Source organism: Saccharopolyspora pogona, assembly GCF_014697215.1.
GTDB lineage: Bacteria > Actinomycetota > Actinomycetes > Mycobacteriales > Pseudonocardiaceae > Saccharopolyspora > Saccharopolyspora hattusasensis.
The window spans coordinates 1593669-1616762 of sequence record NZ_CP031142.1 but is presented as its reverse complement, the minus strand read 5'-3'; the positions used below and the strand labels follow the sequence as shown (position 1 = coordinate 1616762).

Sequence of the window (23094 nt, the reverse complement as noted above, 5' to 3'; positions counted from 1 at the left end):
CCCACGGTGCAAAGTAGCCGCGGGGCGGCCGGTCACCCTGCTCGTGGTCCTCGCGTAGCCGCTCGCGCTCGTCGAGCGCCTGCGGTTCCAGCGCGCAGCGCCTTTCGAGACCCGGTCCGCCTCGGGGCGGCCAGGATCAGACCGTGACCGGGACCAGCCCGGGCCGCCACGCCGGATTCGTCCTGCAACCGCACGGGCCCGTTCGGAGTCGTGATCACGTGGCTGGGAAAGGATTGGACGGGGTGATGCTCGGGCTTGTAGCTTGCAGTGGACCGTGACACCGCCCGAGGAGGTGAGACCCATGAACGCTGTATCGATGTGGGTGCTCCCCCTTCCCGTCACGGTCGGGCGATTGACGTAGGTGTCGCCGGGAGCGCCTCGCCAACAAGGCACTCCCGAAAGGCAACACCTATGCACTCTCCGCAGTTCACCGCCGAGCCGTCGTCGAACGATACGGTCGAGCGCGACTTCACCGTGGGCGACGTCCCCGGACTCCGGTCGTCGGCCTCCGGCGCCGATCGCGCGCCCCTCATGTTCGACGTGATCATTGCCGGGTGCGGGCCGACTGGCGCGATGCTGGCCGCCGAACTGCGGCTGCACGATGTGCGGGTACTCGTTCTGGAGAAGGAAACCGGGCCCGTGTCGTTCGTCCGCATAGTCGGTCTGCATATTCGCAGTATCGAGCTGATGGCAATGCGCGGACTGCTGGATCGCATTCTCGAACACGGAAGACAGCGTCCGGCCGGCGGATTCTTCGCCGCCATCACCAAACCCGCGCCCGAGGGCCTGGATTCCGCGCACGCCTATCTGCTGGGCATCCCGCAGCCGGTCATCGTTCACCTGCTCGAAGAACATGCGATCGAACTGGGTGCGCAGGTCCGGCGCGGTTGTGCGGTGGCCGATTTCGAGCAGGACGACGAGGGTGTGACCGTCGAGCTGGCCGACGGCGAACAGCTGCGTTCGCGCTATCTCGTCGGCTGTGACGGCGGGCGCAGTACGGTGCGCAAACTGCTCGGCGTCGGCTTCCCCGGCGAGCCCTCGCGGACCGAGACGCTGATGGGCGAGATGGAAGTGGGTGTGCCGCAGGAGGAGATCGCCGCCAAGGTGACCGAAATCCACGAGACCAACAAGATTTTCAGTCTCAGGCCCGCAGGCGTTGGGGTCTATCGCGTCGTAGTCCCCGTCGCGGGAGTCGGCGATCGCGCGGAACCGCCCACCCTCGAGGATTTCAGACAACAGCTGCGCGCCATCGCCGGAACCGATTTCGGCGCGCACTCCCCGCGCTGGTTGTCCCGCTTCGGGGATGCCACCCGGCTAGCCGAACGTTATCGGGTCGGGCGGGTGCTGCTGGCCGGCGATGCGGCACACATCCATCCACCCACCGGCGGACAGGGCCTCAATCTGGGCGTTCAGGACGCATTCAACCTCGGCTGGAAGCTGGCCGCACAGATCCGCGGCTGGGCGCCGGAAACACTGCTGGACACCTACCAGGCCGAACGTCATCCGGTCGCCGAGGACGTGCTGGACAACACCCGCGCCCAGATGGAACTGCACTCCACCGAACCGGGCCCGCAGGCCGTGCGCAGGCTGCTCACCGAACTGATGGACTTCGACGAGGTGAACCGCTATCTGATCGAGAAGATCACCGCGATCGGCATCCGCTACGACTTCGGCGAAGGCCCCGACCTGCTCGGCCGCCGCCTGCGCGACATCGACGTGAAACAGGGCCACCTCTACGGTCTGCTGCATCGCGGCCGCGGACTGCTGCTGGACCGCACCGAACGCCTGACCGTCGGCGGCTGGTCAGACCGGGTCGATTACCTCGCGGATCCCACTGCGGTGCTGGATGTTCCGTGCGTCCTGCTACGCCCCGACGGCCACGTCGCCTGGATCGGCGACGATCAGCAGGACCTGGACGACCACCTCTCCCGCTGGTTCGGCAAGCCCGCCAACTGATTTCGCCTGAGCAACCGAAAAGGCCTGTGAGGAGGATCGAACGGCCAGTAGCGACTGACCATCGGAAGGCTGGAGGCAGCATCAGCCGTGGTGCTCTGGCGCCAGGGTCGGCCTGCGAGGAGGGTTAGCCTCCGAGTGACGACCGGAAGACGGCGGAAGAGCACCACGGAGTGGATCGGCGCAGGCGGCCGTGCGTTCTTCTAACGGCCGTCTGCCGAACATCGCAGAAGACCCAGCGGCAGCACGACGCGCTGGCCCCGATCTGCCTGAAGGTCTTCGAGGAGAAGATCAGCGGCAAGTTGGCCGTGGACGACCGGCCCCGCCTGACCGCCGCCCTGGACTACCTGCGCGTCGGCGACATGCTGTGCGTCCAGGAGGTTGACCGCCTCGGCCGGAACCTGCTGGAAGGGCTGATCGTTCTCAACGACCTGTTCCAGCGCGGCGTCATCGCGCACAAAGGCGAACGGCGTCCCTCAGCCGGCCACCCGCTGTGACGCCCGAGCAGGTCCGGCACGCCCGCTCCCTGCTCGCCGAGATCCGCCGCTCCGGCCGCCGCGGGACCTGACAACACCGTCTCCTCGATTGCCCGCCTTCTCGGCGTCAGCCGGTCCACGATCTAAGGACCGGGCAGCCCATGCCCTCGATGCTGGCGCGGTTTCGGAGTTCGGGGACGTACTTGTGAGCATGGACTAGTCCATGAGGTCCTGGCCTGCGGTAATAGGGGGCGATGGCGGTGTCTCGACTGGACTGGCCGCCGGTGGTCGACGCGGCGCGGGCGATCGTGGAGAGCTATGCCGAGCCCGTGACGACGCTGCGGCAGTTCTTTCTACCGCCTGGTCGCCACCGGCACGATCCCTAACACCGTCTCGGCGTACAAGCGGCTCTCGGCTCTCACCGCTGAAGCGCGTCGCGAAGGCACGTTCCCCGATGGCCTCCAGGGTTTCACGTCCGGCGCGGGGGCCGGTTGCTCGCGTGGCCCGGCATAGGGTCGGACGCGGGGCTGGATTGGCCTGGACGCCGCTCTCGGGTGACATCCCGGAGCGGGCGGCGCGGCTGCGGCCCCGGTGTCGCCGGGCCGCGCACCGTCCGATCGTGGTCGGCACCGGCACCCTAGCAAACGCCGCGTGGGCGCTGCTCCCGCGATGTGGATCTCGTTTCCGGTAGGTGGACCGGGATCGATACCCTGGGGTGAAGACCTGTTCACCGCCCACGAGTACTGCCGAGGACCTGAATGCCGCCACCTGCCGCACACCCCGGGTTGCCGACGCTGGCCGACAGCGTGCGGCTGGCCGAGGACGGGGTTCACATCCTGGATCGCCGGGTGTTCCCGTTCGAGCACCGGTGGGTGCACGCTCGCACGGTCGAGGAGATCGCCGCGGCGATCGAGGACATGGTGACCCAGTCCTCCGGGCCGTACTTCGCGGTGCTGTGGGGCATGGTGCTGGCCGCGCGGGAGGCCGCCGGTCAGGGGCCCGACACCGCGCGCAAGCGGCTGCGGGTCGCCGGTGACCGGTTGATCGCCACCAGGCCGACCAACGACCAGCCGCGCAAGGCCGTGGAGTGGGTCATGGCGTCGGTGGACGCCGGCGGCGATGACGTGGTCGCCGCGGCGCTCGCCGGCGCGCAGGCCGGTGACGCCGATTACCGGCGGCGCAGCCGCGAGATGGGGCGTGCCGGTGCGGCGCTGCTGCCGGAGCGGGGGCGGATCCTGACGCACTGCTGGGGCGATCTGTACCTGGTCGGGCTCGTCGAGGCGGCGCTGGAGGCGGGCAAGCAGCCGTTGTTCGTGTGCACCGAGACCCGCCCGTACCTGCAGGGCGCGCGGTTGACCGCGGAGACGCTTGCGGAGATGGGCGTGGACACCACGCTTGTCACCGACGGCATGCCGGCGTCGCTGATGCGCGCGGGCGAGATCGACGCGTTGGTGACCGCCAGCGACCGGGTCACCATGGACGGTCACGTGATCAACAAGGTGGGGACGCTGCAGCTGGCGGTGGCCGCGCACACGTTCGGGGTGCCGTTCCACGCGTTGTGCCACGCGCCGGATCCCCGCTCGGCCACCGGCGCGGACGTGCCGATCGAGTTCCGCGACGGCGATGAGGTGCTGCACACCCTGGGGCGGCGCAGCGCCAGCGAGCAGGTGCGGGGCCTGTACCCGGCTTTCGACATCACCGATCCGCGGTTTGTGACGACCGTGGTGACCGACCGGGGCGCGTTCGGGCCGGAGCGGGTGCACGAGTACTGGGACGAGGAACGGGGGACGGCGCGGTGAGCGTGCAGGTCGCGGCCCGGTGGGGCGTGCTGGACATCGAGGGGACGTTGACCGCCACCAGCCAGGTGCACGTGGTGCTCTACGACTACGCGCGCCCGCGGTTGGGGTCGTGGATCGACGCGCACTCCGACGATTCTGTGGTGGCCGAGGCTGTCGCGCAGGTCAAGGCCGACGCCGGGCTGGGCGAGCAGGCCGGGACCGCTGAGGTGGTGGCGGTGCTGCACGGCTGGATGGACGCCGATCGCAAGGCCACCCCGTTGAAGACGTTGCAGGGCCTGATCTGGTCCGACGGCTACGCCCGCGGGGAGCTGACCACCGACTACTTCGCCGACGTGGTGCCGGCGCTGCGGTCCTGGCGCGACCGGGGCCTGGGGCTGGCGGTGTTCTCCTCCGGCTCGGTGGCCGGGCAGATCGCGTCGTTCTCCAACACGACTTCCGGCGATCTGCGGGGGCTCTTCGCGCATCACTTCGACACGGTCAACGCCGGGCCGAAACGGGAACGTGACTCCTACGAGAAGATCGCCGACGGGCTGGGCGCCACGGCGGCCGAGATCGTGTTCTTCTCCGATGTGCCCGCGGAGCTGGACGCCGCCGCGGCGGCGGGCTGGCGGACGGTGGGCGTGGCCCGGGCCGGGGAACCGTTCGCGGACGCCGATTACGGGACGCACTCGGTGGTGTCCACTTTCGACGTTGTTGAGCTTGAGGTGATCGCGTGAGCATCGAGCTGGAGCAGGCCGGGGCGGCGCTGGCCGCGGAGTCGGCGCGGATGGCGGGGCTGGGCTGGATGCGCGGCACCTCCGGCAACCTGTCGGTGACGTTGCGGCAGGACCCGCTGCACCTGGCGGTGACGGCCAGCGGCCTGGACAAGGGCGAGCTGACCGCTGCCGACGTGGTGGTCGTGGACGCCGCGGGTAAGGCCGTGCCCGATCAGCCCAATCCCGCGCAGCGTCCTTCGGCTGAGGCGGGGTTGCACGCGAGGATCGCGGCGGTGGCCGGGGCGGGCGCGGTGGTGCACGTGCACATGCTCTCGGCGGTGGTGGCCGGACAGCGCTGGCCCGGCGGTGTGGTGTTGCGGGATCTGGAGATGCTCAAGGGGCTCGGGCGCCGCGACGACGACGTGATGACGGTCCCGGTGGTGCCCAACAGCCAGGACATGGGTGTGTTGGGCGATGCGTTCGAGGCGGGTTTCGATGCCGCGACGCCGGCGGTGATCGTGGCGCGCCACGGCGTGTACGTGTGGGGGCGGGACCTGGTGCAGGCCAGGCACCGCACGGAATGCTTGGACTGGCTGTTCCAGTTCACCTTGGCCACGAACGGATTCCAGGAGGTAGTGGCATGACGTTGCTGACCGTGTGGCCGGACACCGATCCCGGCACGGTGGAGTTGCGCACCGAGGATCCCGGGCAGATCGGGGACGTCCTCAAGCAGTTCGGGGTGCGCTTCGAGCGTTGGGAGCTCAAGGAGCTGGCCGAGGACGCCTCGTCGGAGGACGTGCTGGCGGCCTATCGCGCCGAGGTCGACGCCGTCATCGACGCCGAGGGCTACATCAAGGTGGACGCGGCGGTGATGGCGCCGCGCGACGGTGATCCGGGATGGGAGCAGCAGGCCAAAGCGGCCCGGGAAAAGTTCCTCTCCGAGCACACCCACGACGATGACGAGGACCGGTTCTTCGCTCGTGGCGCGGGGGTTTTCTATCTGCACATCGGCGAGAAGGTCTACGCGGTGCTGTGCGAGGCGGGTGATCTGCTGAGCGTGCCGGCCAACACCACGCACTGGTTCGACATGGGCACCCGCCCGGATTTCGTCGCGATCCGCTTCTTCCACGACGAGGACGGTTGGGTGGGCGATTTCTGCGACACCAACACTGCGGAGCGCTTCCCGCCGTTCGATGATCTGATGGCCTCGCGGGGCTGACCTCTCATGCCGGAGCCGGGTGCGGACTTGCTGTCCGCACCCGGCTTTTCCGTTCCTTGCGGTTTGGTTGGCGCCTTCCTTAGTGGTCGAGTTCGTAAGTCCTTCGGGGGTTGATCATGCTGCCTTGGCGGCGGAGGATTCTGTCTGGTGATCGGCGGTGTGCCGGTCGAGTCTGGCCAGCAGATCGTCCAGGTCGGAGGCGGTGAACTTCCACTGGAACGGCTGTGCCTTGGCGTTGTAGCGGTCTTCGAATGCTCGGAGCCGGTCCTTGATCTCGTTGAGGTCGGTGAAGTCGGCTCAGCCAATATTTCTTCAGATTTTCCTAATTTGAAGGCGATGTCCGCGCATCTCCAATACGGTGTACGCGTTTGGTACGGGGTACGCGTCGTCTTCGAAAGGGGATGGCGCGATGAGCATGGTGACGGAACGCGCTCGGGTTTCAGAGGTGTCGGCGCCGGTGCGGTGGTGGCGGCGGCCGTGGGTGGGCCCGTTGGCGCTGATCGCGGTGGCCTTCGTGGTCATCTCGCTGCCGCGGTAGCTCACGTTGGATCCCGCATTGTCGGTGGTGCCGCAGGCGGAGGGGTTCCGTTGCACTACCCGCTGATCGTGGCGCACGTGCTGTTCGGGTCGGTGGCGATCCTGAGCTGCTACTTCCGCACACCCGGGCACGCTGATCGCCGGCAGGCTTGACCTGGAGTGCGGTGGAGGTCGAACGCTGGCACGGTCCGTCGTCCGAAGAGCCGCGCAAGGGGTGGCCCGTGTCCGCGATCGATGCCGATTCCGCAACCGGGGCGGGTTTGCTGTCCCGCCGCTACCGGTCGCTGACCGTTGGTGCGCTGATCTTGATCTCGTTGGTGGCCTTCGAGTACGTGGCGGTGGCCACGGCGATGCCGACGGTGGTGCGGGCCCTGGACGGGTTGGCGCTGTATGCGGTGGCTTTCGGCGGGACCATAGCCGCGGGTGTGGTGAGCATGGTCGTCTCGGGTGGGTGGAGCGATGTTCGGGGGCCGGCGGTGCCGCTGCGGGTGGGGGTCGCGGTGTTCGCCGCCGGGTTGCTGCAGGGCCTGGGTGGCGGGTTGATCTCGGTGGCGCTGTACGTGGTCGTCGGTCACACGTTGCCGGAAGAGTTGCGGGCGCGGTTTTTCGGGTTGCTGGCCGGAGCGTGGCTGTTGCCGTCGATCGCGGGCCCGTTGGTGGCGGGTTTGCTGGTGGAGCAGTTGAGCTGGCGGTGGGTGTTCCTGGCGACAGCGGTGCTGGCGGTGCCTTCGTTGGTGCTGGTGAACCCAAGCCTGCGCGGGTTGTCGTGGCCCGTGGCGCCGGAGCGGCCCCGCTCGCGTCGTCCGTTGTGGGCGGTGGGTGCGGCCGCGGGGGCGTTGCTGCTGCGTTACGGCGGGCAGCAGACCGGTTGGGTTCCGGTGGTGCTGGTCGTTGCGGGGTTGGGTGCGCTGGTGGTGTTCGCGCCGAGGTTGTTGCCGGTGGGGACGTTTCAGGGCCGGGTGGGGTTGCCCAGTGTGGTGGCGTTGCGGGGGATCGCGGGCGCGGCGGCCTCGGCGGCTGAGGTGTTCATCCCGCAGATGCTGTCGCGGGAACGGGATTTGTCGCCCACCGCGGCCGGTTTGGTGCTGGCCACCAGCGCGGTGGGGTGGATGGCCGGTTCGTGGCTGCAGGGGCGGATGTCCTCGCAGCAGCGGGTTCCGGTGGTGGGTGCGGTGCTGCTGGTCGTCGGGGTGGCGGGGGTGACCGCGACGGTTGTCCCGGTGGTGCCGCTGGTGTTGTGCATCGCCGGGTTGACGGTGCTGTCACTGGGGATGGGGTTGATGTACCCGGTGTTGTCGGCGTTGACGCTGCGGTGGTCGGCGCCGCAGGAGCAGGGGGTGAACAGTTCGGCGTTGCAGCTCAGCGAGTCGCTGTTCACCACGACCGTTCTGGCGGTCACGGGTGCGTTGTTCGCGGCGTGGTTGGTGTGGTCGCCGGTCACGGCGTATTTCGCGGGTTTCGGCGTCGCTTCGGTGTTGACGCTGCTGGCCGTGGCGGTGGCCGTCCGAGTCCGGTGATGTCCGGATCCCCCACCCGCAGCCGCATCCGTCTTCGCGCTCACCGCTGCCCTGCTCGGCCAGGTAGCTCGTGAGTGGTTTTGGGCGCTGTGGCCCCCGAAACCACTCACGGGCCGTGCGGATCGCTGGTGGCGGCTTGGATGATGTCGTAGCGGAGTTTCTCGATCATGTCGCTGCCGAGTTCGGGTGCGAGCAGTCCGCCCATCGCCGGCCGGCCGGTGCTGAGGCTTCGTTGCACGTGGCCGTTGTGCGCGCTGATCACGACGCGGTGTCCCTGGCCAAGGATCCGCTGCACGGTGTCGGCCATGAACTCGTCTCGAGTACTGGGGTTGCCTGCGGTGATCAGCTGGTCCAGTGCTCGGGCCGAGGCCGCGCAGTGCAGGGCGATTTCGTCGCCCTGCACTGCGGCCCGGCTGGCCAGGTCCGTGATGCCCGCCCTCAGCCGGGCACGCTCGGAGGGCGACATGGCCGCATAGCGGCGGGCCGCCACCGCATGCCCACCCAAGTCGGTGAGCGCACGCAGCTCGTCGTCTCCTGCCTGACCCGGGAGCCGGGCCAGGCAGGCCCGCACCGCCGGTCCTGGCGAGGCCGCGGATCCGGGGACGTCGATGCCGCTGAAGGTGATCGGGTGCGGCGCCGAGGCGTTCCAGCGTCGCATCCACCGCAGTTGGGCGTGTCTTTCCGAGCATTCGCCGAACCGGTAGGTGATGCCGCGCCTGGCGATGTCGGTGACATCGCCAGGCGCGCGTGGATCCAGTCGTCGACCAGCAGCCCTTCGGCGAAGCCCGATTCCAGGGCGAAGGCCGTGAATCCCTTCTCCTGGACGAGGAACCGCAGGATCCTGTCGGTGATCTGGTGGAACTGGGAGATCCCGTGGTCGCCTTCGCCGATGCGGACCACGCGGGCGTCGCCGACCACATCGCCGAGCGCGTCGAGATCGCTGGTGCCGGCCGTGCCGGGGCCGGTGGTCGCGATCGGGTGGGTCATTTCCCGCAGCGTGCTGGCCACTGCCGTTTCCCCGGGGGTCAGCTCAGGTGGGTCTCGAGGGCGTCGGCTCCGGCGGGGGCTCCGCCGCATCCGCGGATGATCTCGCGCATCCGGTCGAGGTTGGCGCGGACCTGCTCGTCGGCGGCGATGGTGTCGACTGCGGCGCGCAGGTCGGTGGCGGTGAGGGTTTCGGGCTTCAGCCGGCGGCCGAGTCCCAGTTCTTCGACGCGGGCGGCGTTGGCTGCCTGTTCGGGCATCTGCGGCACGGCAACCAGCGGCACCCCGGCGTGCAGGGATTCCATGGTGGAGTTCATTCCGGTGTGGGACAGGAACGCGGTGGCGTGGCGCAGGACCGCCGGTTGCGGGAAGGAGGCGCGCACGTCGAAGTTCGCGGGGATCGCGCCGAGTTGGGTCTGGTCGATGTGCTGGCCGGTGGACATCGCGATCTGCCAGTGGCTCCCGCCGAATGCCTCGAAGCACATCCGGTAGAACTCCGGGCGGTTGTTGAACGCGGTGCCCAGGGAGATGAACAGCAGCGGGGCGTGCGGGTCGCGGGGCTTCCAGGGCGTTTCGGCGCGCTCGCCCAGCAGCGGGCCGATGAAGCGGAACCGCTGGTCGAAGGTGTCGGCGCGGAGCTGGAATTCCCGCGGCAGGAACACCAGGTTCAGCTCGGCGGGCGGCGCGCCGAAGGGCAGTTCGGCGCGCACGCCGAACTCGGCGCCCACCTGCTGCATCCGGCTGCCGAATTCGGCGAACGCTTCGGTGGGGAATCCGGCGTTGTCGGCGGCGAGCACGTCGCCCAGCGAGAAGTTCTCGTTGGCGGCGAAGCTGGGCACCAGCGCGATCGCGGGGACGTCGAGGTCTTGGGCCAGCATGCGTCCGGTGCTGGTCATCACGTCGAAGCACACTGCATCCGGCGGGTCGGCGCGGAATCGTTGCCGAAGCAGCGGGAAGCTGGCGCGGATGTCGTCGATGAAGAACTGCATCAGTTTCGCCACCGGCGGCGGGCCGGGCTGGACCTGTGGCGGTATTTTCGGCAGTTCGGTGGGTAGTTCCAGGATTTCGGCACCGCTGGCTTGCACGGTGGACGCCATTTCGCGGCCGATGGCGTAGCTGACGCGGTGGCCGCGGCGCAGCAGTTCGGCGACCAGCGGCAGCGTGGGGTTGACGTGGCCGGCGGCGGGCATGCTGATGAAGGCGAAGTGCTTTTTCATGATTCCTCGTGCTGGACATGCGCGTTTCGCGCGCGGGGCTCACCGTCCAGTATCCGGGTCTGTTCCGGTGGCGGAATGTGGCGTTGATCATCGCCGTTTTCACCTTTTCCGGGGAAAAGGGGCTCGCATCCGAATTGGGCCGTCGCCGGACGACCGCGCATGCCGTGAAGGAATTGCGTCCGGCATCGGCCGTTCGTCGCATTTCCTCGTGCCGTTTCCAGTTACCACCGCGTGCGCCACGCGGTTCCCGGGCTTCGCGCAAAACCCGGAACCGCGTGGTTCCGGGGCGGGTCAGGGCAGGGTGAGCACGCGGGGTCCGTCGTCGGTGATGGCGATGGTGTGCTCGACGTGGGCGGCGCGGCTGCCGTCGCTGGTGAGCACGGTCCAGCCGTCCTCGGCGGTGCGGATGTCGTCGCTGCCGCCGGCGAGGAACATCGGCTCGATGGCCAGGACCAGTCCGGGGCGCAGCGGGGTGCCGCGTCCGGCGGAGCCGTCGTTGGGCACGAACGGGGCTTCGTGCATGTCGCGGCCGACGCCGTGGCCGCCGAGGGGGCTGGGGATGCCGTAGCCGGCGCCGCGCCCGACGACGCCGATGGCGCGGGCGATGTCGCCGGTGTGGCCGCCGGGCCGGGCGGCGGCGATGCCGTCGGCCAGGGCCTGCGCGGTGGTTTCGGTCAGCTGGGTGTCCTCGGGGCGGGCCGGGCCGACGCTGAAGGTGATCGCCGCGTCGCCGACCCAGCCCTGCAGGCGGACTCCGCAGTCGATGCTGACCAGGTCGCCGTCGGCAAGTGCTCGCCCGTTGGGGATGCCGTGCACGATCGCGTCGTTGACCGAGGCGCAGATGGTGCCGGGGAACGGGGTGGGTGCCCAGTTGGGCCGGTAGCCGAGGAACACCGGTTGCGCGCCGGCTTCGGTGATGGTGGTGTGCGCGATCTCGTCGAGTTCGCGCAGCGTGGTGCCGGCGGTGGCGTGCGCGCGGACGGCTTGCAGCGCTTGGGCGACGATGCGCCCCGCTTCGCGCAGCGCGTCGATCTCGATCGCTGTCTTCAGTTCGATCACGTTCGTCTCTCCCACACCACTAGCCCCAATAACTATACCGATTTAGTATCACGGCCATGGTGCGTGTGCCGCTGAACGAACACGAACGGCGACGGGGCGAACTCCTTGGCCAAGCGCTGCGGGACGCCCGCGGCGAACGCAGCATGGTCGAGATCGCGGCCGCATCCGGGATCTCCACCGAGACCCTCCGCAAGATCGAGAAGGGCCGCATCCCCACCCCGGCGTTCTTCACCGTCGCCGCGGTCGCCGACGCGGTGGGGCTGTCGCTGGACGAACTGCGCAGGGACGTCGCGGCGACGCAGGAAACGCAACGACGCATGTCGGCCTGACACCGCCACAAGACATAAGTCCTCCTTAACCCCGGCTGAAAAGACCAGCGACCGCAAAGCCCACGGCGCCCGGTCCGCGGTCCGCTGCGGACAGTCCACATCGGATGATCACGACGGCGACCCTTCGTGTCCGGACATGCGTTTCCGGTTGACCCGCACCCACTCCCGCAACGCTGCGATGGAGATCACAGCCAAGACTCCGCGGTCCCATACGCTCCGACAACCAGCCGGCAACCCACGGCGCCACCCCGGCTTACGACACGAGTTCGTGACGAATTCGCTACGATTCGCCAGCCGGGTCGGGGAGAACAACCGGCACAACACGAACGGAGTCGCCAGTTGCCTGCCGAGCACCCCGACCAGTTGCGCCGCTGGTGGTGGAAAAGCCCCTTGGCGGCACGCCTGCTGCCCGCCGCCGCGCTGCTGACCGCGACTGGCGCCGGCGTGATCAACGCCCTGCCCACCGGCAACCAAGATCTCGCCACACCCCCGCAACCTCCGCGTGTGCCCGTCAGCCACCTCACCCCGGTCACGACCTCGATGGCCCCGCCGACCACCACGACGACCACCGAACCGGAACCGACCACGCCGCCGAGCACGACGACCAGCACCACCAGCAAACCCCCCACGACCTCGGCCACCCCCACCCCCACCCCCACCACGCAGCAGCCCCAGCCAACCGGCCCGCCCAACCCGCCGGGCCACAACGGCAACAACGGCGACAACGGCCGCCCCCTGCCCACCACCAGCAACGACGACTCGGGCCCGGTAGTCGACGAAGGCGAACGCTGCTCCCGGGAAGGCGACTTCGGCCGCACCTCATCCGGCGCGGCCGCCAGCTGCGAACGCGCCGACGACGGCAAGCTGAGGTGGACCACACAATGGTGAACAACACCGACGACGACCACCCCACCGACCGCCACCACGCCAGCGCCCTGCGCATCCTGGAAAACGGCCCCCACGCCCCGCAATGCCCCCACGGGCACGGCCCGCTGACCACCGTCACCGACCACGACGCCCCCACCGACGTGGTCATGGTCTGCCAGCAATGCGGGCACCGCCGCGACATGGAAGTCACCATGCTGCGCACCCTGCTCAACCCCGACCGCACCAGCTTCGACCAGCCGCTGGCGATCCCGACCGAGCACCCCTCGGTGACCGAAACCGCCGAAATCCCCCGGGTCCGGCCCGAGGACACCGCCCGCGAACCACTCGGCAAGATCACCGCCCGCGAAACCACCCGCGATGATCTCGCCGACGCAGACGACACCTACTTCGACTCCCCCAACCAGCCCACGACACCACCCCGCGGCCACCAACCCGACGGCACCATCCGCACCACCGGCTGGCTGCAACTGGGCAAAATCCCGATCAGCTCCGGACTGTGGGCCACGCTCACCGGCGCCGCGCTGGGCCTGGCGCTCATCGACCTGCATGCCTGGCTGCCGCTGATCCTGCCCGCCGCCGCCTTCGCCGCCTGGTTCGCCACCACCCGCTGGTTACGGCCCGCCTCGGCCGCCACCAGCGTCGAACAGGTCAACGCCGACGAGCTGCTACCCGGCGACGCCGTCCGCATCTACGGCCCGATCGGCCCCGTCGGCATCGTCGACCAGGTCACCCCGGCCAACAACCAGCAGGTCCTCGTCCGCTTCACCGGCGGCACCCAGCGTTTCCTGCCCGAAGACGCCCGCTGCCACCTCGTCCAACTCCGCAGCTAACCGCCACCTGGGGGGCGGCCGTGAGCAGTTCGAGGCGCGAGAGCGACCCGAAAACACCCACGGCCGCCGACCAGGCCGAACACCCCAGGGTCAGCCGCGACCAGACTCCGAAACGCCGGTCGAACCGCCCACGACCGCATCCGAACCCGACTTCGCGGCATCCACCGGCGGCACCAACCCCGACACATCCCCACCCGTGTCGTTGACCTTCAACACGAACGGCCTCGTCTCGGTGTAGCGCACCACGCTCACCGAACACGGATCCACCACGATCCGCTGGAACGCATCCAGGTGCAGCCCCAACGCATCCGCCAGTACCGACTTGATCACGTCACCATGCGTGCAGGCCAACCACACTGCATCCGCGGGCAGCCGGCGATCATGCGCTCGCACCGCGGCCACCGACCGCGCCTGCACCTGCGCCAACCCCTCACCACCCGGGAACACCGCCGCCGACGGGTGCTGCTGCACCACTTTCCACAACGGCTCCCCGACCAACTCCGAAATCTTGCGCCCGGTCCACTCGCCGTAATCGACCTCGACCAGATCCGGCTCCACCACCGGCGAAAGCCCCCACTGCGCCGCCAACCCCGCCACGGTCTCCCGGCACCGCTGCAACGGCGATACCACGACCTCCCGCAACGGAACCCCCGCCAACCGGTCCACCAGGCCCGCCGCCTGACCAACCCCGGTCTCGTCCAACCCGACACCGGGCGAACGCCCGGCCAAAGTCCCGGCACCATTGGCCGCCGACCGCGCATGCCGCAACAGGATGAGAGTCGCCACGCCAGCCGAGGGTAGGCCCAACCCCGACGCCACCCACCACAACCCCCACAAAAAGACGCGGTCCGCACCAACCCGGTGCGGACCGCGCCCAACGATCACCAGATCACGGCTGCATGACGCCGAAACCCAACAACCCGAACAACACCAACCCCAACACGATCCGGTACCACACGAACACGTACACGCTGTGCCGCTCCACGAACCGCAACAACCAGGCGATCACCGCATACCCGATCACCCCGGCCACCACGGTCGCCACGACCATCTGCGCCACCGACGGCTGCAACCCGTACGGGCTCGGCTCGAACACGTGCGAAATCTCCGACAACCCCGCCGCGAACACCGCCGGAATCGCCAACAAGAACGAGAACCGCACCGCCGTCGGCCGATCCAACCCCAACGCCAAACCAGCCGTGATCGTGCCACCCGACCGCGACACACCCGGGATCAACGCCAACGACTGCGCGAAACCCATCGCCACGCCATCGCTCAACCGCAACTGGTCCTGCGCCCGACGCTGCCGGCCCAACCGCTCCGCCAACCCCATCAGCACACCGAACACGATCAACGTCGCACCAGTGATCCACAAACTCCGGAACGTCGACCGGATGAAGTCCTGGAACAACAAACCCAGCACCCCGATCGGCAAACTGCCGACGATCACGTACCACGCCAACCGGTAATCCTGCGTCCGCCGCACCTCAGCCGACACCAAACCCCGGAACCACACCGCCACCAAGCGCACGATGTCCTTAGCGAAGTAGACCACCACCGCCAACTCGGTACCGATCTGCGTCACCGCCGTGAACGACGCACCCGCATCGTCACCGAAGAACAACTTCGACACGATCGACAGATGACCAGACGAAGAAATCGGAAGGAACTCGGTGAGCCCCTGGACCACGGCCAACACCATGGCCTGCAACCACGACAACGAAACCCACTCCAGCACGATCGCGAAAACTCTTGTGCGCCCACCGGCCACCGGCCGCTGCACTCGGAACCCAAATCCTGCAACATCCCCAACAACCACCCACCCCCACCCCGCAAACCCGCATCCCAGCAGGTCAGCAAGCAACTGATCACAGCGAACAACGAACAAACCCGACACCCACCAAGCACTGTGATCCGGAACACCCAGAACCAGACCCGCCGCCGCAGCCTCACCGACCACGGCCGCCACAGCGAATACCCTCACCCAACGTGGAACACCGACAACTCGGCCGCAGCGGCCTCCGCGTCTCCCGCCTCGCCCTCGGCACCATGACCTGGGGACTGGACACCAACGCCGACGAAGCCGCCGAGCAACTGTCCACCTTCCACGAAGCCGGCGGCACCCTCATCGACACCGCCGACGTCTACCAAGACGGCCACAGCGAAGAAATCCTCGGCGACCTCCTCACCACCCAACTCCCCCGCGACGAAATCGTCCTCGCCACCAAAGCCGTCGCCCGCCGCAAACCCGGCCCCTTCGGCGGCGGCGCCTCCCGCGGCGCCCTGCTCACCGCCCTCGACGACTCACTGCGCCGCCTCCAAGTCGACCACCTCGACCTCTGGCAACTCCACGCCTGGGACCCCACCGTCCCCCTCGACGAAACCCTCTCCGCCATCGACACCGCCGTCACCAGCGGCCGCGTCCGCTACGCCGGCATCTCCAACTACTCCGGCTGGCAACTCGCCACCGCCGCCACACACCAGAACACCCACCCCACCCGCACCCCCCTGATCGCCACCCAAGTCGAATACTCCCTGCTCGAACGCGGCATCGAACGCGAAGTCACCCCCGCCGCCGAACACCACGGCCTCGGCCTGCTCGCCTGGGCACCACTGGGCCGCGGCGTCCTCACCGGCAAATACCGCAACGCCACCCCACCCGACTCCCGCGGCGCCACCAGCCACTTCGCCAGCTACGTCGAACACCACCGCAACGAACGCGCCGCCCGCATCGTCCAAGCCGTCCTCACCGCCGCCGAAGGCCTCGGCACCTCACCCGTCCACGTCGCCCTCGCCTGGGTCCGCGACCGCCCCGGCGTCACCGCCCCCGTCCTCGGCGCCCGCACCGCCACCCAACTCAAAACCGCCCTCGCCGCCGAAGACCTCACCCTCCCCCCAGCCATCCGCGCCGCCCTCGACGACATCAGCGCCCCCGACAAGAGCTACCCCGAACGCAACCCCGCCCAGCCCTGACCCCACCGACACGTCCACCGCACCCCACACAGCCCCCACCGCCGGATCAGGGATGCTGGAAACAAGCAACACGCACCGCACCCCGCGGGCACCCGGCACCAAGGAGGCCTCGTTGCGTCGGCTGGCCATCATCTGCCTCTCCGCAACCCTGCTCACCAGCTGCGGAATGGACACCACCAGCGACCCCCTCCAGGTCACCGACACCCTCACCGCCGCAACACCCGCCACCGCACCCCCAGCAACCACACCACCAGCAGGAAACGTCCACCCCGCGCCACCGGTGCAACACGCCGCCTACGACCACGACACCCACACCCTCATACTCGCCAGCGGCCCCAACCTCACCCTCATCGACACACGCACCAACACCCAACGCACGGTCACCCTGCCCAGCGCACCCGCCACACTGCGCGCCGAACGCGGCCAACTCCTCGCAGCACTCCCCGACGCCAACACCATCACCCGCGTCGACCTGCGCACCGCCATCGCACAACCCACCCCAGTACCCGGCGGCCCCGTCGACGCAATCGACCTCGACGGCAACCGCACCGCGATCATCCTCCGCGACACCGCCACGGTCACCGTCCTCCAAAACGGCAACCCCACCGCCACCACCGAAAAATTCCAGGGCCCCGCACAACTACTACCCACCCGCGACGGCAGCGTCGTAGTCCTCGACCGCCTCACCACCGCACTAACCCCCATCGACACCACCACCGGAACCAAAGGCGCAGGCCTGCGCGCCGGACAAGGCGCCACCAACGCCGTCACCGACCGCTACGGCCGCATCCTCGCCATCGACACCCGCGGCCAAGAACTCCTCGCCTTCAGCACCGACCCGCTGATCATGAAACAGCGCTACCCCGTCCCCGGCGCCCCCTACGGCCTCGCCTACGACCCCACCCGCGACCTAGCCTGGGTCACGCTGACCGCAACCAACGAACTCGTCGGCTACGACATCGCCGGCGGCGAACCCCAAGAACGCCACCGGCTCCCCACCATCACCCAACCCAACGCAGTCGCAGTCGACCCAGACACCGGAGACATCTACATCGCCTCCGCCAACGGCGCCGGATACCAGGTGGTGAGAGTGTGAAACCCGTGAACGCGGAAGGAACCGACACCGACTCGGACTGGGACTGGGAGTACCGGCCGCTGCGCCTACCCCCGGGCATCACCCGCTGGAGCGCAGCGACCCAGCTCAGCATCCACGCCGAATTCTCCGGCTGGGAACTCTCCCGGGTACTCCTCTACTCCGACGGAACCCGCAAGGTCTGGCTGCGCCGCCGCCGAACCACCCCCGGCGTACCCGGCCTACTCACCTGAGCCCAACATCCCACGGTTCTGCCTGACCCAGGCAGAACCGACCCCGCACGCTCACGGCACCCGCAACAACCACTCCCGCGTCGCGAACTTCGACTCGATCAACACGCGAGCCCGCTCCCGCTCGCCCTCCGACACCGGCCCGTCCACCAACCCGAACCGCCGCCGGAACCCCTCGATCAACCGCTCGATGATCACCTCGCGCGCCAACCCCGTCTGCCGCCGCAACGGATCCACCCGCTTCTTGGCGCTCGTGATCCCCTTGTCCGACAACTTCTCCTTCCCCACCCGCAACACCTCACCCATCTTGTCCGCATCGATGCTGTAAGACATCGTCACGTGGTGCAGCACCGCACCCGACCCCAACCGCTTCTGCGCCGCCCCACCGATCTTCCCGCCATCAGAAGCGATGTCGTTCAACGGCTGATACCACACGTTCAACCCCAGCTCCCGCAACACACCCAACACCCAGTCATCCAAGAACGCGTACGACTCCGCCAACGTCATCCCCGCCACCAACGAACCCGGCGCGTACAACGAATACGTCACCGTATTCCCCGGCTCCACGAACATCGCCCCACCACCGGTGATCCGCCGCACCACCTCGACACCGTGCCGCTGCGCACCCGCCATGTCGACCTCGTTGCGCACCGACTGGAAACTCCCGATGATCACCGCAGGCGCCGCCCACTCCCAGAACCGCAACGTCGGAGCCCGCCGCCCCTCCGCCACCGCCTCGGCCAACACCTGATCCAACGCCATGTGCACCAACGGCGTCTGCGGCCCATCATGGATCAACCGCCACTCGTGATCAGCCCAATCCGACGCATGCGTCAACGCCCGCCGCACGGCAACCGCAACCGCCTCCGCGTCGAAACCCACCAACCGCGCACCAGCCGGCAGACCACTCCGGATCCGCGCCGCCAACTCCGCACCATCGGCATCCGCCAGGGCACCCGACAAAGCACCGTTGATGTCCTCCAAAGCCTCATCCGGCTCCAGGAAGAAATCCCCGCTCAACCGCACATCGACCAGCCGACCGTCCACAACGTCCAGATCGACCACGACCAGCTTCCCACCCGGAACCTTGTACTCACCGTGCACCGCGCACTCCTGAAATCGACGCCTACCCCCCGACAACATCACACGACGACCGCTATTCCACCGCACACCCCACCACCGGCAGCACGAAAGGCAAACCCGCGTGACCACCGAACTGCTCACCGGCGCACTCCTCGCCGACGGCACCGGAGCGCCCCTGCGGCCCGCCGAGATCCTCATCCAGGACGACCGCATCACCGCCGTCGAACACCCCGGCACGCTCCCAGCGGGAACCCCCCAACGCGACCTCACCGGACTCGTCCTCGCCCCCGGCTTCATCGACGTCCACTCCCACGCCGACAACGCCCCGCTGCTCACCACCGACGACACCACCAAGATCCTTCAAGGCGTCACCACCGAAGTCGTCGGCAACTGCGGCTTCAGCCTCGCACCCCGCAGCACCGGCAACGCCGACACCCTCGCGACCTTCCTGCAACGCCTCTTCCCACCGCTGGACTTCACCTGGACCGGCTTCCACGACCTCTTCGCCGCCACCGACGCCGCCAGCTACGTCACCAACTACTGCCCCCTGATCGGACACGGCACCCTCCGCATCGCCGCCCTCGGCATGGCCGACACCGCACCCGACGACGACGCCCTGCGCACCATGCGAACCGCCCTGGAAGAAGGCATGACCGCCGGCGCGTTCGGCCTCTCCAGCGGCCTGATCTACCCGCCCGCCGTCTTCTCCACAACCGACGAACTCACCGCCGTCGCCGATGCCCTCGGCGGCACCGGCCTCTACGTCACGCACATGCGCAACGAAGGCGACGCCCTGCTGGAATCCATCGACGAAGCCCTCCGCATCGGCGCCACCGCAGGACGCACCCACCTGTCGCACCTCAAAGCCACCCGCCCGGACAACTGGGGCAAGATGCGCCCCGCCCTGGACAAGATCCACCAGGCCCGCGACACCGGCCACGACGTCGTCCAAGATGTCTACCCCTACACCGCATCCTCGACCATGCTCACCGCCGTGCTACCCACCACCTACCTCGCCGGTACCGCCGACGAGACCCTCGCGCGCCTGCGCGGCCGAACCGGACGCGACGACCTCGCCGTCACGATCGGCGACCAGACCGCCTGGGACCGCATCCTCATCGCCACCACCGCCAGCCACCGCTTCGAAGGCCGCACCATCGCCGAGATCGCTGCGACCGACGGCACCGAACCCGTCGACGCGCTGATCAGAGTCCTGGTCGGCGAACGCCTCCGCGTCGCGATGATCAACTTCTCGATGCACGAGGACGACCTCGAACTCGCCATGGCCGACCCGCAGACCATGATCGGTTCCGACGGCTTGCCTCCCGGCACCGGCGGAAAACCGCACCCGCGGCTGACCGGCACCTTCCCCCGTGTGCTCGGCCGCTACGTCCGCGAGCGCGGCGTGCTGCCCCTGCCCGAAGCGATCCGCCGGATGACCTCGCTGCCCGCCCAGTGCTTCCGCATCCCCGACCGCGGTGTGATCGCCGCCGGCCACGTCGCCGATCTGGTCGCCTTCGACGCCGACACGGTCATCGACGTCGGCGACTACCAAGACCCGCTGCGGCCACCGGCCGGCATCCCCTGGGTCTGCCAGGCCGGGCGAACCGTCGTCGACAACGGCGAATACCTCGGCCCCCGCACCGGAATCCGCCTCACACCAAAGGCGTGAGCCCCGTCATCGCGTTTTTCAAGTCTGCTTGATGGACCTTCCGGCAGGAAGATTAATTTCAGTCATCACTGATATCATAGAGATCAATATTCCGGCCCATTCCTCCCGACCGGGCGATTTCTGATCAGCGAACGCCCTCCGCGCATGCGATCTCCCAACACGAGAAGCACCATCAGGCAATAACTTCCGCTTCGATAGGAGTCGGGCATGACGCTCACCGACCACTTCACCGCCCCGCAGCAGCGCACCGACTCCCGCACCCCGGACATCCACCTGCCCACCCAGGACCGCGTGGAAACCGCACCCGGCGCGGACCACGACCACGATGACCACGACGAAAGCCACCTGATCCGCGGCTACGACTGATCCACCCCGGCCCGTCCCTCACCGTGCCCACCGACGGTTGATCGATTAAATTCAACTAACACTGAAACAATAGAACCAATCGATTCTTTTTGATCGAACGTGCCATGTCACATGTTTTCTGACACTGGGTGCCGCACGCTCGCTAGCGGAGATCGCGTAGTGCTTCTTCGAGGTGCTTGAGCACGACGCCGGCAGGCGCCGCAGTGCGCACGACGCCCACAACGACGTTCTCCCCCGCCTCGGCGGCATGCGCCTCGCCCCACTGCCCCGGCATCGCGCCCGCCACCTGCTGCAACGCATCGCGCAGCATCTGCATCGCGTCGAGCGCTCCCCCGCTCTTCAGCCACTGCCGGAGCACGTGGTTGTGCGCCGCGACCACCGCCGCAGCCACCACCGCGGCGCGGAGGTCCCCGCCCGGCTCCCTGGAAAAGCGACCGCGGAGGTAACGCGCGAACACCCGCTGGTAGCGATCGATGCTGGCGACTTCCTTGTCCCGCAACGAAGAGACCTCGCGAGTCAGTTCCGAGCGCTTGAGCGAGACCTCCGGTTCGGCGAGGTACATCTCCAGCACCACCTCGGCGGTCCGCCCGAGCACCACCACCGGGTCTGCCGCCGGGTCGGCGGCGTCGAGCCGCTCGACCACTTCAGCCAGCCGTTCGTCGTGCCCGGGGAACACGACGTCCTCTTTGGACCGGAAGTACCGGAAGAAGGTGCGCCGACCGACGCCCGCCGCCTCGGCGATCTGGTCCACAGTGGTCGCTTCGAAGCCTTGCGCCGCGAACAGCTCCATCGCGGCCAGCGCCAAGGCGCTGCGCACCTTTCGGCGGCCGTGCGGGGTGCGGCCGGAGCGGGTTCTGGGCGCCGGGGTCGCTGGCTCGGACATGGCCGGAATATACACCGGCACCGACTTGGAAGTGGCACTCAGTGCCGTTACGATGGCGGCGCAGGGTGTCCGCCATCGCGCGGGCGGAGATGAACTACCCCGGCCGGTAAGCCGGGAACCAGGAGGACCCGGTGGACCCGAACTTCGGCACCTACCAGCTGGCCGAGGAGCACGAGGCACTGCGCGAGGCGGTGCGCGCTCTGGCAGACAAGGAGATCGCGCCGTACGCGGCCGAGGTCGACGAACAGGAGCGCTTCCCGCGCGAGGCGCGCGACGCGCTGGAGAAGTCGGGCTTCGCTGCCGTGCACGTGCCGGAGGCCTACGACGGGCAGGGCGCCGACTCGGTCGCCACCTGCATCGTGGTCGAAGAGGTCGCCCGGGTCTGCGCCTCGTCGTCGCTGATCCCGGCGGTCAACAAGCTCGGCACCATGCCGATCCTGCTGTCCGGTTCCGAGGAGCTCAAGAAGAAGGTGATGCCCTCGATCGCCAGCGGCGAGGCGAGCGCGTCGTACGCGCTGTCCGAGCGCGAGGCGGGCTCGGACGCCGCGTCGATGAAGACCCGCGCGCGCCTCGACGGCGACCACTGGGTGCTCAACGGCAGCAAGAGCTGGATCACCAACGGCGGCGAATCCAAGTGGTACACCGTGATGGCGGTGACCGACCGGGACAAGGGCACCAACGGCATCAGCGCGTTCGTGGTGCACGCCGACGACCCCGGGTTCGTGGTGGGGCCGAAGGAGAAGAAGCTCGGTATCAAGGGCTCGCCGACCGTGGAGCTGTACTTCGAGGACTGCACCATCCCGGCCGACCGGATCATCGGCGAGCCCGGCACCGGGTTCAAGACCGCACTGCGCACGCTGGACCACACCCGGCCCACCATCGGCGCGCAGGCCGTCGGCATCGCGCAGGGCGCGCTGGAACAGTCGCTGGCCTACGTCAAGGACCGAAAGCAGTTCGGTAAGGCCATCTCCGGATTCCAGGGCGTCCAGTTCATGCTGGCCGACATGGCCATGAAGGTCGAAGCCGCGCGGCACATGGTCTACGTCGCCGCGGCCCGCGCCGAGCGCGGCGAGCCGAACCTCGGGTTCATCTCCGCCGCGGCCAAGTGCTTCGCTTCGGACGTCGCCATGGAGGTCACCACCGACGCGGTGCAGCTGTTCGGCGGCGCCGGCTACACCCGCGACTTCCCGGTGGAGCGGATGATGCGCGACGCCAAGATCACCCAGATCTACGAAGGAACCAACCAGATCCAGCGCATGGTCATGGCCCGCTCGCTGCTCAAGGGCTGAGC

The 23094-nt window shown here is 68.5% G+C and carries 24 protein-coding genes; 17 read left to right on the top strand and 7 right to left on the bottom strand.

Annotated elements, in window-relative coordinates:
- Positions 1-531: 531 nt before the first annotated feature.
- From rox to DL519_RS48440, 8 genes are all read left to right on the top strand, one after another.
- On the top strand, positions 532-1956 hold the full coding sequence (gene rox, locus DL519_RS07060) for a rifampin monooxygenase (protein WP_223840219.1): 1425 nt from the start codon (positions 532-534) through the stop codon (positions 1954-1956).
- 170 nt (positions 1957-2126) lie between these two features.
- Entirely contained in the window at positions 2127-2450 is a 324-nt protein-coding gene (locus DL519_RS07055; RefSeq protein WP_223838521.1) for a recombinase family protein, read from the top strand.
- A gap of 737 nt (positions 2451-3187) precedes the next feature.
- Complete coding sequence (locus DL519_RS07050; protein ID WP_190813393.1) at positions 3188-4228, top strand: s-methyl-5-thioribose-1-phosphate isomerase; 1041 nt, start codon at positions 3188-3190, stop codon at positions 4226-4228.
- A complete protein-coding gene (mtnC, locus tag DL519_RS07045) occupies positions 4225-4944 on the top strand; it encodes an acireductone synthase (protein WP_190813392.1) in 720 nt (239 codons plus the stop codon). Before DL519_RS07050 ends, mtnC begins: the two co-directional genes overlap by 4 nt.
- Positions 4941-5567, top strand: a complete 627-nt coding sequence (gene mtnB, locus DL519_RS07040; RefSeq protein ID WP_190813391.1) for a methylthioribulose 1-phosphate dehydratase — start codon at positions 4941-4943, stop codon at positions 5565-5567. The genes mtnC and mtnB overlap by 4 nt, the downstream gene beginning before the upstream one ends.
- Positions 5564-6142 (top strand): 1,2-dihydroxy-3-keto-5-methylthiopentene dioxygenase, encoded by a 579-nt coding sequence (locus tag DL519_RS07035; RefSeq protein ID WP_190813390.1) that lies wholly within the window; start codon positions 5564-5566, stop codon positions 6140-6142. The genes mtnB and DL519_RS07035 overlap by 4 nt, the downstream gene beginning before the upstream one ends.
- 147 nt (positions 6143-6289) lie before the next feature.
- Positions 6290-6832, top strand: a complete 543-nt coding sequence (locus DL519_RS07030; protein WP_190813389.1) for a hypothetical protein — start codon at positions 6290-6292, stop codon at positions 6830-6832.
- A gap of 68 nt (positions 6833-6900) precedes the next feature.
- The gene (locus DL519_RS48440; RefSeq protein WP_190813388.1) at positions 6901-8196 is read left to right on the top strand and encodes an MFS transporter; all 1296 of its coding nucleotides are present in this window, start codon (positions 6901-6903) and stop codon (positions 8194-8196) included.
- 106 nt (positions 8197-8302) lie between these two features.
- On the opposite strand, the gene DL519_RS07020 is transcribed toward DL519_RS48440, so the two are convergent.
- The 3 genes from DL519_RS07020 to map all read right to left on the bottom strand — a co-directional run bounded on the left by DL519_RS07020 (position 8303) and on the right by map (position 11456).
- On the bottom strand, positions 8303-8905 hold the full coding sequence (locus DL519_RS07020) for an erythromycin esterase family protein (protein ID WP_223840218.1): 603 nt from the start codon (positions 8903-8905) through the stop codon (positions 8303-8305).
- Positions 8906-9221: 316 nt separating this feature from the next.
- Positions 9222-10397 carry a macrolide family glycosyltransferase gene (locus DL519_RS07015; RefSeq protein ID WP_190813387.1) on the bottom strand — a complete coding sequence of 392 codons (1176 nt, stop codon included), beginning with the start codon at positions 10395-10397 and terminating at the stop codon, positions 9222-9224.
- A gap of 291 nt (positions 10398-10688) precedes the next feature.
- Positions 10689-11456, bottom strand: a complete 768-nt coding sequence (gene map / locus DL519_RS07010; protein WP_190813386.1) for a type I methionyl aminopeptidase — start codon at positions 11454-11456, stop codon at positions 10689-10691.
- Positions 11457-11512: 56 nt separating this feature from the next.
- On the opposite strand from map, the gene DL519_RS07005 reads away from it, so the two are divergent.
- The 3 genes from DL519_RS07005 to DL519_RS06995 all read left to right on the top strand — a co-directional run bounded on the left by DL519_RS07005 (position 11513) and on the right by DL519_RS06995 (position 13503).
- Complete coding sequence (locus tag DL519_RS07005; RefSeq protein WP_190813385.1) at positions 11513-11785, top strand: helix-turn-helix domain-containing protein; 273 nt, start codon at positions 11513-11515, stop codon at positions 11783-11785.
- A gap of 339 nt (positions 11786-12124) precedes the next feature.
- Positions 12125-12673, top strand: a complete 549-nt coding sequence (locus DL519_RS07000; protein ID WP_190813384.1) for a hypothetical protein — start codon at positions 12125-12127, stop codon at positions 12671-12673.
- Positions 12667-13503 carry a hypothetical protein gene (locus tag DL519_RS06995; protein WP_190813383.1) on the top strand — a complete coding sequence of 279 codons (837 nt, stop codon included), beginning with the start codon at positions 12667-12669 and terminating at the stop codon, positions 13501-13503. Before DL519_RS07000 ends, DL519_RS06995 begins: the two co-directional genes overlap by 7 nt.
- A 90-nt stretch (positions 13504-13593) precedes the next feature.
- Here DL519_RS06995 and DL519_RS06990 read toward each other — a convergent pair whose 3' ends face one another.
- Positions 13594-14289 (bottom strand): histidine phosphatase family protein, encoded by a 696-nt coding sequence (locus tag DL519_RS06990; RefSeq protein WP_190813382.1) that lies wholly within the window; start codon positions 14287-14289, stop codon positions 13594-13596.
- A 103-nt stretch (positions 14290-14392) separates the two neighbouring features.
- Entirely contained in the window at positions 14393-15214 is an 822-nt protein-coding gene (locus tag DL519_RS06985) for an undecaprenyl-diphosphate phosphatase (protein WP_190823813.1), read from the bottom strand.
- Between the two features lie 278 nt (positions 15215-15492).
- Here DL519_RS06985 and DL519_RS06980 point away from each other — a divergent pair, with 278 nt between their 5' ends.
- From DL519_RS06980 to DL519_RS06970, 3 genes are read left to right on the top strand one after another with little or no spacing between them, the layout of a single operon-like run.
- Entirely contained in the window at positions 15493-16476 is a 984-nt protein-coding gene (locus tag DL519_RS06980; RefSeq protein ID WP_190813381.1) for an aldo/keto reductase, read from the top strand.
- Positions 16477-16528: 52 nt separating this feature from the next.
- Positions 16529-17572, top strand: coding sequence for a YncE family protein (locus DL519_RS06975; protein WP_223838520.1), 1044 nt, complete (start codon positions 16529-16531; stop codon positions 17570-17572).
- The gene (locus DL519_RS06970; protein ID WP_190813380.1) at positions 17569-17802 is read left to right on the top strand and encodes a DUF5703 family protein; all 234 of its coding nucleotides are present in this window, start codon (positions 17569-17571) and stop codon (positions 17800-17802) included. Before DL519_RS06975 ends, DL519_RS06970 begins: the two co-directional genes overlap by 4 nt.
- Before the next feature lie 51 nt (positions 17803-17853).
- On the opposite strand, the gene DL519_RS06965 is transcribed toward DL519_RS06970, so the two are convergent.
- Entirely contained in the window at positions 17854-18903 is a 1050-nt protein-coding gene (locus tag DL519_RS06965; RefSeq protein WP_190813379.1) for a lipoate--protein ligase family protein, read from the bottom strand.
- Between the two features lie 100 nt (positions 18904-19003).
- Here DL519_RS06965 and DL519_RS06960 point away from each other — a divergent pair, with 100 nt between their 5' ends.
- Together DL519_RS06960 and DL519_RS06955 are read left to right on the top strand one after the other, a co-directional pair.
- A complete protein-coding gene (locus DL519_RS06960; protein ID WP_190813378.1) occupies positions 19004-20554 on the top strand; it encodes an N-acyl-D-amino-acid deacylase family protein in 1551 nt (516 codons plus the stop codon).
- A 207-nt stretch (positions 20555-20761) separates the two neighbouring features.
- Complete coding sequence (locus DL519_RS06955; protein WP_190813377.1) at positions 20762-20920, top strand: hypothetical protein; 159 nt, start codon at positions 20762-20764, stop codon at positions 20918-20920.
- Positions 20921-21062: 142 nt separating this feature from the next.
- On the opposite strand, the gene DL519_RS06950 is transcribed toward DL519_RS06955, so the two are convergent.
- The gene (locus tag DL519_RS06950; protein ID WP_190813376.1) at positions 21063-21803 is read right to left on the bottom strand and encodes a TetR family transcriptional regulator; all 741 of its coding nucleotides are present in this window, start codon (positions 21801-21803) and stop codon (positions 21063-21065) included.
- A 131-nt stretch (positions 21804-21934) separates the two neighbouring features.
- Between DL519_RS06950 and DL519_RS06945 the strand changes: the two genes are divergently transcribed.
- Positions 21935-23092, top strand: coding sequence for an acyl-CoA dehydrogenase (locus DL519_RS06945; RefSeq protein WP_190813375.1), 1158 nt, complete (start codon positions 21935-21937; stop codon positions 23090-23092).
- Positions 23093-23094 lie beyond the last annotated feature (2 nt).

Coding starts and splice junctions, on each gene's coding strand:
- rox (WP_223840219.1), top strand. CDS start 532: ATGTTCGACGTGATCATTGCCGGGTGCGGGCCGACTGGCGCGATGCTG.
- DL519_RS07050 (WP_190813393.1), top strand. CDS start 3,188: ATGCCGCCACCTGCCGCACACCCCGGGTTGCCGACGCTGGCCGACAGC.
- DL519_RS07035 (WP_190813390.1), top strand. CDS start 5,564: ATGACGTTGCTGACCGTGTGGCCGGACACCGATCCCGGCACGGTGGAG.
- DL519_RS07015 (WP_190813387.1), bottom strand. CDS start 10,397: ATGAAAAAGCACTTCGCCTTCATCAGCATGCCCGCCGCCGGCCACGTC.
- DL519_RS07005 (WP_190813385.1), top strand. CDS start 11,513: ATGGTGCGTGTGCCGCTGAACGAACACGAACGGCGACGGGGCGAACTC.
- DL519_RS06995 (WP_190813383.1), top strand. CDS start 12,667: ATGGTGAACAACACCGACGACGACCACCCCACCGACCGCCACCACGCC.
- DL519_RS06975 (WP_223838520.1), top strand. CDS start 16,529: ATGCTGGAAACAAGCAACACGCACCGCACCCCGCGGGCACCCGGCACC.
- DL519_RS06955 (WP_190813377.1), top strand. CDS start 20,762: ATGACGCTCACCGACCACTTCACCGCCCCGCAGCAGCGCACCGACTCC.
- DL519_RS06950 (WP_190813376.1), bottom strand. CDS start 21,803: ATGTCCGAGCCAGCGACCCCGGCGCCCAGAACCCGCTCCGGCCGCACC.